This is a genomic window from Streptomyces sp. NPDC005899 (genome assembly GCF_040629645.1).
GTDB lineage: Bacteria > Actinomycetota > Actinomycetes > Streptomycetales > Streptomycetaceae > Streptomyces.
This window is the reverse complement of record NZ_JBEXWB010000529.1, coordinates 1-3,068: the sequence shown is the minus strand read 5'-3', so window position 1 is coordinate 3,068 and position 3,068 is coordinate 1. Positions and strand designations below refer to the sequence as shown.

At 67.3% G+C, this 3,068-nt stretch carries 3 protein-coding genes and 2 pseudogenes; 2 read left to right on the top strand and 3 right to left on the bottom strand.

Annotated features, from left to right (window positions below):
• Positions 1 to 290: 290 nt before the first annotated feature.
• Positions 291 to 625 (top strand): annotated as a pseudogene (locus tag ABZ371_RS30950) (IS110 family transposase); the annotation flags it as partial.
• Between the two features lie 386 nt (positions 626 to 1,011).
• Here the strand turns inward: ABZ371_RS30950 and ABZ371_RS30945 are convergent.
• Positions 1,012 to 1,350: an RICIN domain-containing protein gene (locus ABZ371_RS30945; RefSeq protein WP_358685899.1), complete on the bottom strand. Its 339-nt coding sequence runs from the start codon at positions 1,348 to 1,350 to the stop codon at positions 1,012 to 1,014.
• 69 nt (positions 1,351 to 1,419) lie between these two features.
• Complete coding sequence (locus ABZ371_RS30940) at positions 1,420 to 1,626, bottom strand: hypothetical protein (protein ID WP_358685897.1); 207 nt, start codon at positions 1,624 to 1,626, stop codon at positions 1,420 to 1,422.
• A gap of 174 nt (positions 1,627 to 1,800) precedes the next feature.
• Between ABZ371_RS30940 and ABZ371_RS30935 the strand changes: the two are divergent.
• A pseudogene (locus tag ABZ371_RS30935) lies at positions 1,801 to 1,918 on the top strand (IS5/IS1182 family transposase); the annotation flags it as partial.
• 251 nt (positions 1,919 to 2,169) lie between these two features.
• Here ABZ371_RS30935 and ABZ371_RS30930 read toward each other — a convergent pair.
• Positions 2,170 to 3,068: DUF6879 family protein (locus ABZ371_RS30930; protein WP_358685895.1), on the bottom strand; the 899-nt coding region annotated here is incomplete at its 5' end.

Sequence of the window (3,068 nt, the reverse complement as noted above, 5' to 3'; positions counted from 1 at the left end):
CCCGCCGAAGCCCCCACAAGCATGTCTTCGGCGGGCCCGCCTCGTTATCTTTTTCGCGGTCCTGCAACGGGATCGCCGGCCTCCGGGCCTGGCATGACTGTGCCCTCTTGCCGAAAGCATGACCTGGGGGTGTCGCCGGGCCCGGGAGGTGTCGTCGGAGACGCCGAGGTCCGGCCACCGTCCGGTCCGGCGCAATGCCGGGCAGTTCGCGGGCGGCAGGTCCGCATGACGTGGATGCGCGCGCACGACACCTGCCGAGACCGGCGCCGCCACCCCCTGCGAAGGGTGCGATGTTCGACACCGAAGACGTGGGCGTGTCCCTCGGCCTGGACGTCGGCAGGAGCGCCCATCACAGGCACGGGCTGACTCCGGCCGGAAGAAGGTCTTCGACAAGCGGCTGCCCGACAGCGAGCCGAAGCTGCGGGCCGTCCTCGACAAGCTGGCCGCGAAGTCCGGCACGGTGCTGGTGATCGTGGACCAGCCCGCCTCCATCGGCGCCCTGCCCCTGGCCGTCGCCCGGGACACGGGCTGCCGGGTCGCCTACCTGCCCGGACTGGCCATGCGCCGGATCGCCGATCTCGATCCCGGTGAGGCGAAGACCGACGCGAAGGACGCTGCGGTGATCGGCGGACGACGCCATCTACGAGCCCCCACCGTCACCCTCGCCGCATGAACGGGACCAACACCCCGAAACCGGCAGCACGGGATTGACGAACGACATAGAGGCCCCCCCCGCTATGTTTTCCAAGGTCAAGGCCAACCTCGTTCGTACCCCACAGCAGCGGCTGAGGCCGAGCAAGCAGCCCGCGCCGCCCAGGCCGGGCGGCTGACTTCCTCGCCCGCTTCGAAGCCCGGCCCCGACGACGGCGCGATCAGCGCGTCAGCGCTGGAGCGCCCACTGCTCGCCTGAAAAATCCCCTCGCCCCACACCTGGAGCATCCAGACGCAGGACGAGGAACGGAGCCCACTGCCGAAACGCGGCCCAGGGATGAGGTGCACCCTCCCGTCGGCTCAGTAGTTCCAGCCCTGGTAGCCGTTCTGAAGGGCGGCAGCGCTGCAGTCGTGGAGGCGCAGACCGTAGGTGGGGCTGTAGTCCAGGCACTTTCCGGTGGCCACGTTCCGGAAGGAAACCCACTCGTAGGCGTTGTCCTGGTCGTTGACGTACCAACGCTGGTAGCCGTTGACGTAACTGGCGGTGCTGCAGTCGTGGGTGCGGACGCCGTTGGCGGCGCTGCCGTCGAGGCATTCCCCCGTAGCCGCGTTCTGGAAGTTCATGTAACCGTCGTCGTACTGGATCGCCGTGAACTTCTGGAAGCCGTTGTCGAAGCTCGCGTGGCTACAGGTGTGCACCCTCAGCCCGTTGTTGGCACTGTCGTCCGCGCACTTCGTCTTGTCCCTGCGGTTGAGGAAGTTCTTGTCTTACACGGCGATGATTCCGGCCGTGGCCCCTGTCGCACCTGCCTTGTCCGACAGGCTGTGGGCCCCCTCGGGAACGGGCGCTCCGGGGTCGTATGTCGTCACGACGGGGGCCGGGCTGCTCGGGGTCGAGGCCGCGGCGCCGGGTGCAAGGGCGAACGCCCCTGTCAGGCTGCCCACGGCGGCGACCAGGGCAAAGCTCTTTCGCATGTACAAAACCTCCCATATAGGTTCTCTGTGATACTGACCTTTTGCGCCGAATCTCCTCGACGGCGCGAAGTGCTGATCGTTCCAGTGATCCACCAGGCTCGAAGTCCATGAAGCCGTGTCCCACGTGGGGTTCGGCTCGTCGGTCTGAGCAAGGGGCGGGGCACGGGACGTCGGATTGTTCCGGACGGGCTGTGGGAGATCGCGGAGCCGCTGATCCCGCCCGCCGAAGGTGCGGCCGCAGGGCGACGGAACACCGGAAACGCCCGATGAGACGTTGTTCGCGGCCCGGGTGCCAACGATCTCTCGACAGGCCGCGCTTCTGACGTCACACAGCCCGTCCGGCCGCGTGAGCGGTGGTCCCGCCGACGAGTCGACAACCTCGAACAGGTCAGTCGACGACGTCAGTCCGTGGGCCGGCCAGGTTCTTCAGTAGAACCACCGGTCACATCTCTGTCAGTGGGGAGCAGCAGCTGGAACCAGGTCTCCTCAGCTGAAGACCGGCATCGCGACTCAACTCAGCAGCGGCTGGTCGCACCGTTGTCATCAAGGTTGTCGTCCGAGGTCCAGCCCTCGATGCTCGTTCCATCGCCCCGTACATGGGTCCAGGTGTTGCCGTAGTCGTTCACCACGTAACAGTGGTAATACAGGTGGGTGCCCACCGGGGCCGTTGTCGTCAGGTCGGCGCATGCCGAGTACGGGCCGGACTTCAGATGGGTGCCGCTCTTCGTCATGTATCCGTGGCCTGCGTCGGGGTTGCTCCATCCCCATCCGCTGCACGAGACAGCGGCAGCCGGTGTGGCAGTGAGCAGAGCGTTCGTCGGTAAGACCAGGCCGAGCAGAGCTGTGGAAAGGATCGCCGTCTTCTTGGTCTTCCGGAAGCGAGCGAGCGACTTCGAGGTGATCTCCTCTCAAGCTGCCGCGCACGGTCTTCTCGCCGTGCGCGAGCAGGTACCGCTGCCCCTCGGTCAGCGGGTCGTCCACGACGCGGACCCGGCCCACGTAGGCGCCCCCCGCGGTCTTCTCACGGATGCCGCTGCTCCAGGGAGTCTCCAGATCCCACAGCGGCTTCTCTCCCCGGGCGAACTGGGCGTAGTTGTCGCTCTGCTCGTCGACCGCGTAGCGCCCGCGGGTCTCCCGGTGCCAGGCGCTGTGCTGGAAGTTCTCGAAGAGCTTGGCGAACTGCTCGATGGTGAAGAGGCGCGGCGTGGTGTCGCGCTCCTTCGGGCCGAAGTCGATCAGCGTGTTGCGGGGCATCACGATCGGGATCTCGTCGTCGTCGATGTGCTGGAGCTGGGCGAGCGCGGCCGGGTCGGTGAGGCGCGGCCCGTGCACGATCACCTCGCCCGTGTGGTGGTGTTCGTGCACCGCGGGGCAGCAGCCGTCACCCCAGCCCGGGCCGGTGTAGCGCAGGCGGCGGGCCCAGAACAGGTCCACACGCCGGA

What these genes read in the sequence shown, in the direction of transcription:
- ABZ371_RS30940 (WP_358685897.1), bottom strand. Translation starts at nt 1,626, where the DNA reads ATGCGAAAGAGCTTTGCCCTGGTCGCCGCCGTGGGCAGCCTGACAGGG.